Below are 13213 nucleotides of genomic sequence, written 5' to 3' on the forward strand. Positions count from 1 at the left end.
GTCATGTCATGAACGTAGCACGCAGCTTCAACAATTGGCGCAAATATCGTCAGACCATCAACGAACTGGGCCGCATGAGCACCCGTGAACTGCACGATCTCGGTATCGATCGCAGCCAGATCACCAGCGTTGCCCGCGCCGCCATCGGCAAGTAATCAAGGCGATATCGCCACTTATGAATGCTTTAACGCCCGCTCCGCGGGCGTTTTTGTTTTTGGAGCTTTCCGTTCCGCCGTTCGCCGGTGCGACGATGCCATTCACCGCATGCGGAACCTTGCCGTGTCGCGGGCAGAGATTTGGCCGTCTCCCGGTGCCGGGAACACCCGGGCTCCCGCGAATATTCGCCCGGATTTTCCATCGCGGAGATCGCCATGCAGTGAGCGCATATCTGCGCTGCAACCTTGTGCCTGTGAAACGCGCAAAAAAATGCTATCCTCAAATCATCGAAACGGATGTACCTCCTCCCACATCCTTTTGGTAATGCGGGCGATCCTACTCCTCCTCCCAAAGGATTGCCCCGGGGACAGCGGTTTTCCTCCTCCCATATCGCTGTTCATCTTTTCAGAAAGCCTGCCGCACCTCCTCCCGCGGCAGGCTTTTTTGTTTTCGGGTGTTTTTTCGTTTTCAGGAAATCCCTCAGTCGAAAGCCATCATGCCGATGGGTGTTACGGCATGGGTGCCGGCGCGTTTGGCAAGCGCGTAGGACAGGCATTGCTCGACTGCATCCTGCGGCACGGGCTTGGCGATGACGCCGGCGCCGATGCCGAGGTTGAGGACGACTTCAGGGTTCGCCGTCATGAAGATCACCACGACGCCATGGTCTTCCGAAAGCCGCCTTCCGATCTCCGGGCCGGTCTGACCGTCGGCAAGATTGACGTCGACGAAGGCGATGTCGGCACGGCTGCCGAGTGCCACGGCCTCATCCAGCCGGTTGGCGATGCCGATGACATCGGCCTCTTCTTCCGCCTGCAAAATGGAATCCTCGATATCCATGGCGATGAGGAACTCGTCTTCCACGATCAGCACGCGCGGCTGTTCCGTGCGGAAACCGGGTTCGCTTTGCAAAACGTCTGCCAACATGTGCCTGTCTCCATTTCGTGCACTGCTGCACTGTCGGCAGGCAAACCCCTGTCGGGGCAACTCGTTCCAAACTGAGATAAACATAGTGAATGGAGTGTAAACGGTGCGCCTTTTCGGCTATCACCATTCACTAGCGAAGCAGTTGATTCGGTTTGGTTTTCATCCGGGGGAAGGGTGGGAGAACGTCGCCGTAGCGCATCTTTCGCCGCTGGAGCACAAGTCTTTTGGCCGCAATCGGTCGATAAGGCTTCATGGAAATTCAACGCGTTAAAGCCTCCTTCGTGCGCCAGGAAGGACGTGCTGCAACGCCGCCGATCATTCGCGTGCCGCAGTCAAAAACGGCGCCGGACCCTATGAGTTTAGAAAGAGAATAAGACGATGACCCAGTCTCCGCGCGCCACCATTGCCCGCAACACGCCCAATATCGCCGTCGTCGGCGTTGGTGGCGGTGGCGGCAATGCGATCAACAACATGATTGCCGAGGGCATTGGCGGGGTGGATTTCATTGCCGCCAATACGGATGCGCAGGCGCTGAAGAAAACCAATGCGCCGCGGCTCGTGCAACTGAGTTCCGAGCTGACTGGCGGTCTTGGCGCGGGCGCCGATCCCGAGGTCGGCCGTCAGGCGGCGATCGATTCCCTCGATGAAATCATGGATCACTTAAGCGGTTACGACATGTGCTTCATCACCGCCGGCATGGGCGGCGGCACCGGCACGGGTGCGGCTCCCGTCATTGCCGAGGCCTGCCGCGCGAAGAACATCCTCACCGTCGGCGTCGTCACGCTTCCCTTCAGCTTCGAAGGTGCACGGCGCATGCGGGCGGCCGAATATGGCTTCGCCAACCTGCTGAACACCGCCGATACCGTCATCGTCATTCCCAACCAGAACCTGCTGCGCATTGCGGACGCCGGCACCACCTTCGAAAACGCGCTGAAGACGGCCGACAAGGTTCTGTCACTTGGCGTGCGCTGCATCACCGATCTCATCCTGCGCGAAGGCCTCGTTAATCTCGATTTTGCCGATGTGCGTTATGTCATGAAGAACGGCGGACGTGCGCTGATGGGCACGGCGCAGGCCAAGGGCGAAAAACGCGCTTCGGAAGCGGCGGCCGCAGCCATCGCCAATCCGCTGCTCGGCGAACCCTCGCTGAAGGAGGCGCGCGGCGCGCTCGTCTCCATTTCGGGTGGCAATGACCTGACGCTTTATGAAATCGACGAAGCGATGACGCTGGTGCGCGAAGCGGTGAGCGAAGAAACCGACGTAGTGATGGGCGCTTCCTTCGATCCGACGCTCGACGGTGCCTTCAAGATTTCCGTCGTGGCCACCGGCCTGCGCAACTGATGTCTGCTTGAGGCGCGGCGCTGCCGCGACCTTCTCCCCTGGCGGGAAAAAACAAGAGGCGTGCTCTCCGTTCTCCGGATAAATCGAGCCTCCTCGAGCGGCGATGCGTTATAAACAGCGCCCACGCCACAAACCGAACGATCAAAAGCCGTCGCGGGTAATTTCCGCGACGGCTTTTTGTTGTTTTTGAACAATTATTCCGCCATTCGGGGAAGGCGCGTCGCAACGCGTCGTTGATAACGAAAAAATATAATAGTACTCTTTATGTCGACAAGAGGGATTTGGTGATGACGGATATAATTGCTTCTGCCGAGCGCAAGCGCGGCTCCGGCGTGAAGATGGTCTATGATTTGCTGCGCGACGAGATTCTCGATCTGGTGTTGCCACCGGGCAGCCCCATCGATGAGGTGCAGCTTGCCGAACGGTTCAAGATGTCGCGCACGCCGATCCGTGAGGCGCTGGTCAGGCTTTCGGGCGAGGGGCTGATCGATACGCTGCCGAACCGATCGACCATGGTGTCGAATATCGATTTCCTCAACATGCACACCTATTTCGATGCGCTGGTGCTGATGTACCGGGTCACCACGCAACTTGCCGCGCAATATCACCGTCCGGAAGATCTGGCCGGTATTCGGGCGCATAATGCGGAATTCGCCGTCGCGGTGGAAGAGCAGAATGCATTGGCGATGATCTCCACCAACGCCGCCCTTCATCTTGCGATCGCCGAAGCCGGGCGCAACCCCTATTTCACTAGCCTGTTCAAGCGCCTGCTGGACGAGGGGCGGCGTATCCTCAGGCTTTATTACCAGTCCTATGATGATCGTCTGCCCAAGCGCTTCATCGACGATCATGAGGAAATGATCGCGGCGATTGCCGCGCGCGATATCGCCCTTTCGGAAAAACTGGCGCGCGAACATGCCGAACAGATCGTGCGGCAGGTGCAGAAACTGCTGGTGCGAAACGAGCGTCTGGAAATAAGTCTGTAGCTTGTCGATTTCTTGTCGACAAATAAAATACAAGATAGTAATGTCCTTGTCGAAAGGGTGGCGCATTGCTGCGTCCATTCCTGAGAACCATGTGCCTTAGGAGCTAATAATGACGGCCAGCATTTTTTCCGGCGTGATCCCCGCATTGATGACCCCGTGCAAGGAAGACCGCACCCCTGATTTCGATGCGCTTGTCCGCAAGGGCAAGGAACTGATCGCCGATGGCATGTCCGCCGTCGTTTATTGCGGTTCCATGGGCGACTGGCCGCTCCTGACGGACGAGCAGCGCATGGAAGGCGTGGAGCGCCTGGTGAAGGCCGGCGTGCCGGTCATCGTCGGGACCGGCGCGGTCAACACGGCCTCTGCCGTTGCGCACGCTGCCCATGCACAGAAGGTTGGCGCCAAGGGCCTGATGGTCATTCCGCGCGTCCTGTCGCGTGGTTCGGTCATCGCCGCCCAGAAGGCCCACTTCAAGGCCATTCTTTCGGCTGCACCGGAAATCCCGGCTGTCATCTACAACAGCCCCTATTACGGTTTCGCCACCCGCGCCGATCTCTTCTTCGCGCTGCGCGCCGAGCACAAGAACCTCGTCGGCTTCAAGGAATTCGGCGGCCCGGCCGATATGCGTTATGCCGCTGAAAACATCACCAGCCGTGATGACGAAGTGACCCTGATGATCGGCGTCGATACCGCCGTCTTCCACGGTTTCGTCAACTGCGGCGCAACCGGCGCCATCACCGGCATCGGCAACGTGCTGCCGAAGGAAGTCATTCATCTCTGCAAGCTGTCGCAGGCCGCCGCCAAGGGTGACGCGGATGCCCGCACGCGTGCGCTGGAGCTGGAGCAGGCGCTCGCCGTTCTCTCCTCCTTCGATGAAGGCCCGGATCTGGTTCTTTATTTCAAGCACATGATGGTGCTGAAGGGCGACAAGGAATACACGCTGCACTTCAACGAAACCGATGTGCTGAGCGACAGCCAGCGCGGTTATGTCGAGGCGCAGTTCAAGCTGTTCAACAGCTGGTATGCGGATTGGAGCAAGCTTCCGGGCGCGGTGCAGTCCTGCAAGGCTGCCTGATTAATTGCTGAAGTAAAACAAAGGCCCGCAATCGCGGGCCTTATGCGTATTATACGCTTGATTGCGCTCCTTCGTCATGCCGGACTAGATCCGGCATCCAGCCACGGCGCGTCTGCGCCGTGAAAGAGTTCTCTCGCGATCAAGGGCTTGATCGTGCTGAACCCCGGATCGAGCCCGGGGTGACGGAGTGAGGATTCTATGGAGTCACAAAAATCACCGAACGACTCTATCGTTACGAGAAGGCCCGCATTTGCGGGCCTTTTTTATGTCCACTCCAAAGCAGTCAGGAGACCGCGTCCAGCCCCTTCTCCAGCAGCCGGTCGAGCCCGGCCATTTCCGCGGCGGTGAGCGTGATGCCTTCGCTTTCGGATTTGGCACGCGCCGCAAAGCGGCGGCCAGAGGGCAGGCGGGCGCCCTGGCCGATGATGGCGTCGAACAGCACTTCCGCGCGCTGGAAGGGATCGCCCGGACGCCCCTTGGCGAAGGCTTCGGGGGAGAATGCGACAATCAACTCACCATGGAAGGGCGCAAGTGTGGTGGTGCCGAGATAGTCCAGCACTTCGGGGCTGGTGAGATCGCCGATCATGATGCCGGCGAGAAGCTCGATCATGGTGCCGATGGCCGAACCCTTATGGCCGCCAAAGGGAAGCATTGCACCGGCAAGGGCTGCCTCCGGGTCAGTGGTCGGGTTGCCCTCGGCATCCACGGCCCAGCCTTCCGGCAAGGATTTTCCCGCGCGCCGGTGCAGTTCTATCTCGCCACGGGCGGCAACGGATGTCGCGAAATCAAAGACGTAAGGCGAGGTGCCCTTGCGCGGCCAGCCGAAGGCGAAGGGGTTTGTGCCGAGCAGCGGCCTGGTTCCACCGGTCGGTGCGACGGTGGAATAGCTTGGGCACATCACCAGCCCGGCGAGTCCGCTCGAGGTCAGTCCCTCGACCTCGGGCCAGAGAGCCGAAAAATGGGTGCAGTCATTGATGACGAGTGCGGCGACGCCTAGGCGTTTCGCGCGCTCTGCCAGAACCGGCAGGCCAAGCTCGAAGGCAGGATTGGCGAAACCGCCCCTGGCGTTGACCTTCACGATGGCCGTGCCGTCGTCTTCGGCCACTTCCGGTATGGCGTCGGGCTTCACCTTGCCGGCCTTGACGGTGCGAAGCGCCCCTTCGATGCGATAAATGCCATGCGATTTACAGGCGTCCCGCTCGCCGGCGATGATGACGCGTGCCAGCGCTCCCGACTGCACGTCATTCAGCCCCGCCCGGCGGAAAATCGCCTCCACCCGCTGCAAAAGTCCGTCAATGGTCAAGGTGGTGGTGTCGCTCATCATAATCCTCCGATGTCGGGCTCGCACATTTTGAATACATAAAGTATACAAAGGCGGTGCTATTGCAACGGGTCTTTTCGAGGCGCCGCCCGGAAAGCTGAAATCAAAAATCGCCTGCCACAAACTCGTGACGCCCAAGACGAACCCTCATTCCTGTGCTCGTCACAGGAATCCAGCCAACACGCGTTTGCCTGTTGAGACAATCCTTTCAGCCCAAAGACTTGGGCTGGCCAGGTTCCTGTAACAAGCACAGGAATGAGGAGGCGTTGGATGTTTCCGCATGGCCTGTCGGCTCCTCGCACCCGCTGCGAAACTGGTCCATCGACCTTCATCTCTTCGCACGCGCAAAAAATTCTTTTTGTATACTCCTTGTATTTTTATATTGATTTATCGTTGTCATGGGGAAATAGTGGCCTCGCCTTCAAGGGCAGACCAATTCTGGGAGCAAATCAAGAATGAAAAAATCGGTCATTTTCGCCGGCCTCTTGGCCGCCACTTCCGCTATCACCCCGGCCAAGGCCGACAAGCTTGACGACATCATTTCGTCCGGTACGCTGCGTTGCGCCGTCGTGCTCGACTTCCCGCCCATGGGTGCGCGTGACGACGCCAACAACCCGATCGGCTTTGACGTCGACTATTGCAACGATCTCGCCAAGGCGCTCGGCGTCACGGCTGAAATCGTCGAAACGCCGTTCCCCGAGCGTATTCCGGCGCTGATGTCCGGTCGCGTTGATGTCGGCGTTGCCTCGACCTCCGATACGCTGGAACGCGCCAAGACCGTCGGCATGACCGTGCCTTATTTCGCCTTCGAAATGGCCGTTACCGCCAACGACAAGTCGGGCATCAAGTCCTTCGAGGACATGAAGGGCAAGACGGTTGGTGCGACCGCCGGCACCTTCGAAGCCATCGCGCTCGAAAAGTCGGTCAAGGAATGGGGCGTGGGCGAATTCCGCCCGTACCAGACGCAGGCTGACGTGTTCCTCGCCTTGAGCCAGGGCCAGATCGATGCCACCGTTTCCACCTCCACGGTTGCGCAGTCCAACGTCAAGGGCGGCAAGTTCGCCGGTATCTCGGTGGTCGGCAAGGCGCCCTACGACATCGATTATGTCGCGCTCTTCACCAACCGCGACGAATACGGCTTCATCAACTACCTGAACCTCTTCATCAACCAGCAGGTTCGCACCGGCCGTTACGCCGAACTCTATAAGAAGTGGGTTGGCGGCGAGGTTCCCTCGCTCACCGTCAACGGCGTTTATCGCTAATCAGGACTTTTCGTAAACGGCGCGGTCAAAATAATCGCGCCGTTGATCGTTTCTGAAAAGGCGGGACGCTTAATGTTCAACTATACATTCCACTGGAATCAGGCGCTGAAGGCTCTGCCGCAGCTTCTGGACGGTGCGGTGGTGACGCTGCAGATCGCCATTCTGTCGATGGTGATCGGCCTTTCCTGCGCCATCGTGCTGACGCTGTTCCGGCTTTCCGGCAACCGCATTCTCGGCGCTTTCGCCTCCGTCTGGGTAGAGATCGCCCGCAACACGCCAGCGCTGTTCCAGATTTACATGGCCCATTTCGGGCTCGGCAATTTCGGCATTCATCTCAGCCCCTATACCGCGCTTCTGGTCGGTATCGCGTTCAACAATGCCGGTTATCTCGCGGAGAATTTCCGTGGCGCGCTGAAAGCCATACCGGATACGCAGACGCGGTCGGGCCGTTCGCTCGGCATGACCTCGATGCAGACCTTCCGGCTGATCATCCTGCCGCAGATGCTGCGCGTCGCCTTTTTGCCGGCCACCAACCAGATGGTCTGGGCGATCCTCATGACCTCGCTCGGTGTCACGGTCGGCATGAATACGGATCTCGCCGGGGTCACGCAGGCGCTCAATGCGCGCTCGTTCCGAACCTTCGAATTCTTCGCGCTCGCCGCGGTCATCTATTACGTGATCGCCAAGATCGTCACGCTCGCCGCCCGATTGCTGGCCGCGCGCCTGTTCCGTTACTGAGAGAGGTGAGCCATGTTTGAAACCGCTCTCACCTGGAGTGATCTCGCCTTTCTGGCCAAGGGTGCCGGCATGACGCTTGCCGTCACCGCCGTCGCTGTCACGGCAGGCACCATCATGGGGATCATCTTCGGGATCATCCGTTTCCAGTTCGGCCCTTACTGGTCGCTGCCGCTGACCTTCGTTCTGGACATTTTTCGTTCCGTGCCGCTGCTCATCCAGCTGGTGCTCGGTAATGCCTTCCAGTCGATCGCCAAGCTCGGCTGGCCGCCGTTCACCACCTCCTGCGTGGTTCTGTCGCTTTATACGGCGGCCTATTGCACCGAGATCGTACGTGGCGGCATTGAAGCGGTGCCTTCCAACACCCGCCGCGCCTGCCGGTCGCTCGGCATGACCTGGTCGCAGGACATGCGCTACATCGTGCTGCCGCTTGCCACCCGCGTGTCGCTGCCCTCGTGGATCGGGCTGACGCTGGGTGTGATGAAGGATTCCGCGCTCGTTCTGTGGCTCGGCCTCATCGAGCTTCTGCGCGCCTCGCAGATCCTCGTCACCCGCCTGCAGGAACCGCTGACCATCCTGATGATCTGCGGCGCCATCTACTTCCTTATCAGCTTCCCCATCGCCCGTTTCGGCGGGTATCTCGAAAGACGGTGGTCCCCCAATGATTGAGATCGAAAACGTCCGCAAATCCTTCGGCCCGCTGGAGGTTCTGAAAGGGATCAACCTCACCGTCAACAAGGGCGAGGTGGTCACCATCATCGGCGGTTCCGGTTCCGGCAAGTCGACGCTGCTGACCTGCATCAACGGTCTGGAGCCGATCGACAGTGGCAAGATCGTCATCGACGGCACGGAAGTGCATGCCAAGTCAACCGACCTCAACAAGCTGCGTCGCAAGGTTGGCATCGTCTTCCAGCAATGGAACGCCTTTCCGCATCTGACGGTGCTCGAAAACGTCATGCTGGCGCCGCGCAAGGTGCTCGGTATCTCCAGGGAGAAGGCCGAGGAGATCGCGGTGAAGCAACTGACCCATGTCGGTCTTGCCGAAAAGCTGAAGGTCTATCCGAACCGCATGTCGGGCGGTCAGCAGCAGCGCATGGCGATTGCCCGCGCGCTTGCCATGTCGCCGGAATATATGCTGTTCGATGAAGTGACCTCCGCACTTGACCCGATGCTGGTCGGCGAAGTGCTCGATACGCTGAAGATGCTGGCGGATGAGGGCATGACGATGATCTGCGTCACCCACGAAATGGCCTTCGCCCGCGATGTGTCGAACCGTGTCGCCTTCTTCCACCAAGGCGTGATGGCGGAAATCGGCACGCCCGATCAGCTGTTCGGCGCACCACAGCATCCCGAAACGCAGAAATTCCTGGCGAGCGTCCGGTAATGCCTGCACATGATGTCATCGTCATTGGGGCCGGCGTTGTCGGCCTCTCGGCAGCGATCGCCGCGCAGGGCCGCGGTCTTTCGGTCACGGTCATCGATCGCGAGGGACCGGCGGCGGGCGCTTCGGCAGGCAATGCCGGCGCCTTCGCCTTCACCGATATTCTGCCGCTCGCATCGCCCGGCATTCTCTGGAAAGCGCCAAAATGGCTGCTCGATCCGCTGGGTCCGCTCAGCGTGCCGCCGGCCTATGCGCTGAAGATCGCGCCGTGGATGTTCCGCTTCTGGCGGGCCTGCGCCGCATCGAAAGTCGAGCATTCCACCGCCGCCCAGACGGCGCTGATGGACCTGTCGAAGGCCGAGCTGGAGCCGTTCCTCAAAAAGACCGATACCATCGCCATGCTGCGCAAGGAGGGCAACCTTCAGGTTTATGAGAGCGAGGCGGAATTCGAAAGCTCTCTTCCCGGCTGGAAGGCGCGCGAACGCCACGGCATCGCGTTCCGGCATCTCAATGCCGATGAGATGGCCGAGATACAACCCGGCATCGCGCCGCGTTTCACCTGTGGCACGTTTACGCCCGGCTGGTATTCTATCGCCGATCCCAAGCTCTATACGCAGGCGCTGGCCGATCATTTCCGCACCATTGGCGGGCGTATCGAATGCCTCGATGTCGCATCGCTGAGGCCGCGGGAAGATGGCGTCGAGGTGGCGAGCCACGATGGCCGCACCCGCAAGGCCGGCAGGGTGGTGCTGGCGGCCGGTGCCTTCTCGCACCGCATCGCCCGGTCGCTCGGGGAAAAAATTCCGCTGGAAACGGAACGGGGGTATAATACCACATTGCCTTCTTCCGCTTTTGATCTGCGTACGCAGGTGACCTTTGGCGGACACGGTTTCGTTGTCACGCGGCTTTCCTCCGGCATCCGCGTTGGTGGAGCGGTCGAGCTGGGTGGACTGGAGCTTCCGGCCAATTTCGCCCGTTCCGAGGCGCTTCTGGCCAAGGCGAAAGCCTTCCTGCCGGGCCTGAAAACCGAAGGCGGCAAACAGTGGATGGGTTTCCGCCCATCGCTGCCGGACAGCCTGCCGGCCATTGGCGAAGCGCGGCACACGGCGCGGGTGGTCTATGCTTTTGGTCACGGGCATCTGGGGCTGACGCAATCGGCGGGCACGGCCCGCATCGTCGCCGATCTTCTGACCGGACAAAGGCCGGCCATCGATACAAGGGCATTTTCGCCGCAACGTTTCTGACGGAGATTTTCAATGTCTTCTGCCGTTTCGACACCAGCTATTCCCGAGGCGCGCAGCATCCTGCCGGGTGCGGCCGAAGGCAAGGTCACCGCCACGAGCGAGGCGTTGAGCTTCTGGGGCGGGGTCGATCCCGCCACCGGCCGGGTGATCGATGTGCATCACCCGCTGCATGGCGTCTGTCTCACCGGCGGCGTGCTGTTCATGCCGACCAGCCGTGGCTCCTGCACCGGCTCGGGCGTGTTGCTCGATCTCATCCTCACCGGCCGCGCGCCTTCGGCGCTGATTTTCTGCGAGGCTGAAGATGTGCTGACGCTCGGCGCGCTTGTGGCGGCGGAAATGTTCGGCAAGGCTCTGCCGGTCATCCGGCTCGATGCGGAAAATTTCGCCCGCTTCTCCCGTGCCGCACATGTCAGCGTCGACGAAAACACCATCGAGGCTGACGGCGTCTCGCTGGCGATCGCTCCGCCCGCAACCGCCCATCTTGACCTGAAGAACGATGACCGTGCGATGCTGGAGGGACGGGACGGCGTTGCCGTGCGCCAGGCCATGCGCATCATCGTCGCCATGGCCGCCCAGCAGGGGGCATCCGCGCTTGTCGATGTCACCCAGGGCCATATCGATGGCTGCATCTATGCCAGCCCCGCCAACCTCACCTTTGCGGAAAAAATGGCGGAGATGGGCGGCAAGGTGCGGGTGCCGACCACCATGAACGCCATTTCGGTCGACAAGGCGCATTGGCGCGCGCAGGGCGTGCCGGAGGATTTTGGCGATCCGGCGGCAAGGCTGGCCGATGCCTATGTGCGCATGGGCTGTCGCCCCACCTTCACCTGTTCGCCTTACCTTCTCGACAGCGCGCCGAATGCCGGCGAATCGATCGGCTGGGCCGAATCGAATGCGGTGATCTTCGCCAATACGGTGCTCGGTGCCCGAACTGCCAAACATCCGGATTTTCTCGATCTCTGCATCGCGATGACGGGCAGGGCGCCGCTTTCGGGTGTCTATCTCACGGAAAATCGGCGGCCGCAGCGCATTGTCGATGTGACTTTGCCGCAGGGCGTGGACGACGCCTTCTGGCCACTCGTCGGTTATCTCGCCGGCAAGGCCGCGCCGGATTGCGTTCCGCTGCTGCGCGGCCTCGCATCGGCAAGGCCGTCGCGCGATGATCTGAAGGCGCTCTGTGCCGCCTTCGGCACCACCTCCGCCGCGCCGATGCTGCATATTGCGGGTGTGACGCCGGAGGCAGAGCTTGCACCGCTCGAAACCGCCGAGACCGTCACCATTTCGCGTGACGATATGGCCGCTGGCTGGTCGCTCCTGAATGAGGGACCGGAAGAGGTGCAGCTTGTCGCCATCGGCAGCCCGCATGCCTCGCTGGAGGAGTGCCGCGCGCTCGCCGTTGAATTTGCCGGCCGCAAGCGCCATGCGGATGTCGCCGTCATCGTCACGGCCGGCCAGCAGGTCATCGATGCGGCGGGGCAGGATGGCACGCTGCAAAGCCTCAGGGACAGCGGCGTGCAGGTGCTGCCGGATCTCTGCTGGTGTTCTATTTCCGAGCCGGTTTTCCCGACGAAAACCCGCGCGCTGATGACCAATTCCGGCAAATACGCCCATTACGGCCCGGGCCTCAGCGGCCGCGCGGTTCGCTTCGGCAGCCTTGCCGATTGCGTCGAAAGCGCACTGACCGGCCGTGCGGGTTCCCGCCTTCCATCCTGGCTTTCCTGAGGAGTTTCGAATGCGCAGCATAAAGACCGTTCATGTCATTTCCGCCCATGCGGAAGGCGAGGTGGGGGATGTGATTGTCGGTGGCGTGAAACCGCCGCCGGGCGAGACTATCTGGGAACAGAGCCGTTTCATCGCTCGTGACGAGACGCTGCGCAATTTCGTGCTCAACGAGCCGCGCGGCGGCGTCTTCCGCCACGTCAACCTGCTGGTGCCGCCGAAACATCCGGATGCGGACGCCGCCTTCATCATCATGGAGCCGGAAGACACACCGCCCATGTCCGGCTCCAATTCCATCTGCGTTTCCACCGTGCTGCTGGATGGTGGCATTGTGCCGATGCAGGAGCCGGAAACCCATATGCTTCTGGAAGCGCCGGGCGGGCTGGTGAAGGTGCGCGCCGAATGCCGCAACGGCAAGGCCGAGCGCATCTTCGTGCAGAACCTGCCGAGCTTTGCCGCAAAGCTCGATACCGAACTTGAGGTCGAAGGCCTCGGTAAGCTGAAGGTGGATACCGCCTATGGCGGCGACAGCTTCGTCATCGTCGATGCCGAAGCGATGGGTTTCAGACTGAAACCGGAAGAGGCGCATGATATTGCCCGCCTCGGCGTGCGCATCACCAATGCCGCCAACAAGGCTCTGGGTTTCGATCATCCCGAAAACCCCGACTGGCGACATTTTTCCTTCTGCCTGTTTGCCGGCAAGGTGGAGCGCACTGCCGAAGGCTTGAGGGCAGGGGCGGCCGTCGCCATCCAGCCGGGCAAGGTGGACCGCTCACCGACGGGCACGGCACTTTCGGCCCGCATGGCCGTGCTGCATGCGCGCGGTGAGATGAAGGAGGGTGAAACGCTGACGGCGGTGTCGCTGATCGGCTCGACTTTCACCGGCCGCATCCTCGGAACGACAACGGTCGGCGACCGCCCGGCCATCCTGCCGGAAATCTCCGGCCGTGGCTGGATCACCGGCATTCACCAGCACATGCTCGATCCGTCCGATCCGTGGCCGGAGGGGTATCGGCTGACGGATACGTGGGGTGCTAGGTAGTACGCACGCAGGCTGCATCTTGAGATA

General features: G+C 60.9%; 13 protein-coding genes. 11 read left to right on the forward strand and 2 right to left on the reverse strand.

Annotation, left to right across the window (positions count from 1 at the left end):
- The first annotated feature begins 8 nt into the window (after positions 1 to 8).
- On the forward strand, positions 9 to 155 hold the full coding sequence (locus O3S81_RS11810; protein ID WP_065116857.1) for a DUF1127 domain-containing protein: 147 nt from the start codon (positions 9 to 11) through the stop codon (positions 153 to 155).
- A gap of 481 nt (positions 156 to 636) precedes the next feature.
- Here the strand turns inward: O3S81_RS11810 and O3S81_RS11815 are convergent, their stop codons facing one another.
- Entirely contained in the window at positions 637 to 1080 is a 444-nt protein-coding gene (locus O3S81_RS11815) for a response regulator (protein ID WP_269343331.1), read from the reverse strand.
- Between the two features lie 378 nt (positions 1081 to 1458).
- On the opposite strand from O3S81_RS11815, the gene ftsZ reads away from it, so the two are divergent.
- The 3 genes from ftsZ (at position 1459) to O3S81_RS11830 (ending at position 4482) form a co-directional block, all read left to right on the forward strand.
- Complete coding sequence (gene ftsZ, locus O3S81_RS11820; RefSeq protein ID WP_003521714.1) at positions 1459 to 2421, forward strand: cell division protein FtsZ; 963 nt, start codon at positions 1459 to 1461, stop codon at positions 2419 to 2421.
- A gap of 287 nt (positions 2422 to 2708) precedes the next feature.
- Complete coding sequence (locus O3S81_RS11825) at positions 2709 to 3407, forward strand: GntR family transcriptional regulator (RefSeq protein ID WP_269343335.1); 699 nt, start codon at positions 2709 to 2711, stop codon at positions 3405 to 3407.
- Positions 3408 to 3516: 109 nt separating this feature from the next.
- The gene (locus O3S81_RS11830) at positions 3517 to 4482 is read left to right on the forward strand and encodes a dihydrodipicolinate synthase family protein (RefSeq protein ID WP_269343336.1); all 966 of its coding nucleotides are present in this window, start codon (positions 3517 to 3519) and stop codon (positions 4480 to 4482) included.
- Positions 4483 to 4765: 283 nt separating this feature from the next.
- Here O3S81_RS11830 and O3S81_RS11835 read toward each other — a convergent pair whose 3' ends face one another.
- Positions 4766 to 5803, reverse strand: coding sequence for an Ldh family oxidoreductase (locus O3S81_RS11835; protein WP_269343338.1), 1038 nt, complete (start codon positions 5801 to 5803; stop codon positions 4766 to 4768).
- Between the two features lie 455 nt (positions 5804 to 6258).
- On the opposite strand from O3S81_RS11835, the gene O3S81_RS11840 reads away from it, so the two are divergent.
- The 7 genes from O3S81_RS11840 to O3S81_RS11870 all read left to right on the forward strand — a co-directional run bounded on the left by O3S81_RS11840 (position 6259) and on the right by O3S81_RS11870 (position 13186).
- Positions 6259 to 7065, forward strand: coding sequence for an ABC transporter substrate-binding protein (locus O3S81_RS11840; RefSeq protein WP_269343340.1), 807 nt, complete (start codon positions 6259 to 6261; stop codon positions 7063 to 7065).
- Positions 7066 to 7137: 72 nt separating this feature from the next.
- Complete coding sequence (locus O3S81_RS11845; protein WP_269343341.1) at positions 7138 to 7803, forward strand: amino acid ABC transporter permease; 666 nt, start codon at positions 7138 to 7140, stop codon at positions 7801 to 7803.
- 12 nt (positions 7804 to 7815) lie between these two features.
- On the forward strand, positions 7816 to 8469 hold the full coding sequence (locus O3S81_RS11850; protein ID WP_269343343.1) for an amino acid ABC transporter permease: 654 nt from the start codon (positions 7816 to 7818) through the stop codon (positions 8467 to 8469).
- Entirely contained in the window at positions 8462 to 9184 is a 723-nt protein-coding gene (locus O3S81_RS11855) for an amino acid ABC transporter ATP-binding protein (protein ID WP_112637244.1), read from the forward strand. The genes O3S81_RS11850 and O3S81_RS11855 overlap by 8 nt, the downstream gene beginning before the upstream one ends.
- On the forward strand, positions 9184 to 10425 hold the full coding sequence (locus tag O3S81_RS11860; RefSeq protein ID WP_269343348.1) for an NAD(P)/FAD-dependent oxidoreductase: 1242 nt from the start codon (positions 9184 to 9186) through the stop codon (positions 10423 to 10425). The genes O3S81_RS11855 and O3S81_RS11860 overlap by 1 nt, the downstream gene beginning before the upstream one ends.
- 12 nt (positions 10426 to 10437) lie before the next feature.
- Positions 10438 to 12147, forward strand: a complete 1710-nt coding sequence (gene lhpI, locus O3S81_RS11865) for a cis-3-hydroxy-L-proline dehydratase (RefSeq protein WP_269343350.1) — start codon at positions 10438 to 10440, stop codon at positions 12145 to 12147.
- A 10-nt stretch (positions 12148 to 12157) separates the two neighbouring features.
- Positions 12158 to 13186, forward strand: coding sequence for a trans-3-hydroxy-L-proline dehydratase (locus O3S81_RS11870; RefSeq protein WP_269343352.1), 1029 nt, complete (start codon positions 12158 to 12160; stop codon positions 13184 to 13186).
- The last annotated feature ends 27 nt before the right edge of the window (positions 13187 to 13213 follow it).

Source organism: Agrobacterium sp. SOY23 (assembly GCF_027212525.1).
Classification (GTDB): domain Bacteria; phylum Pseudomonadota; class Alphaproteobacteria; order Rhizobiales; family Rhizobiaceae; genus Agrobacterium; species Agrobacterium tumefaciens_I.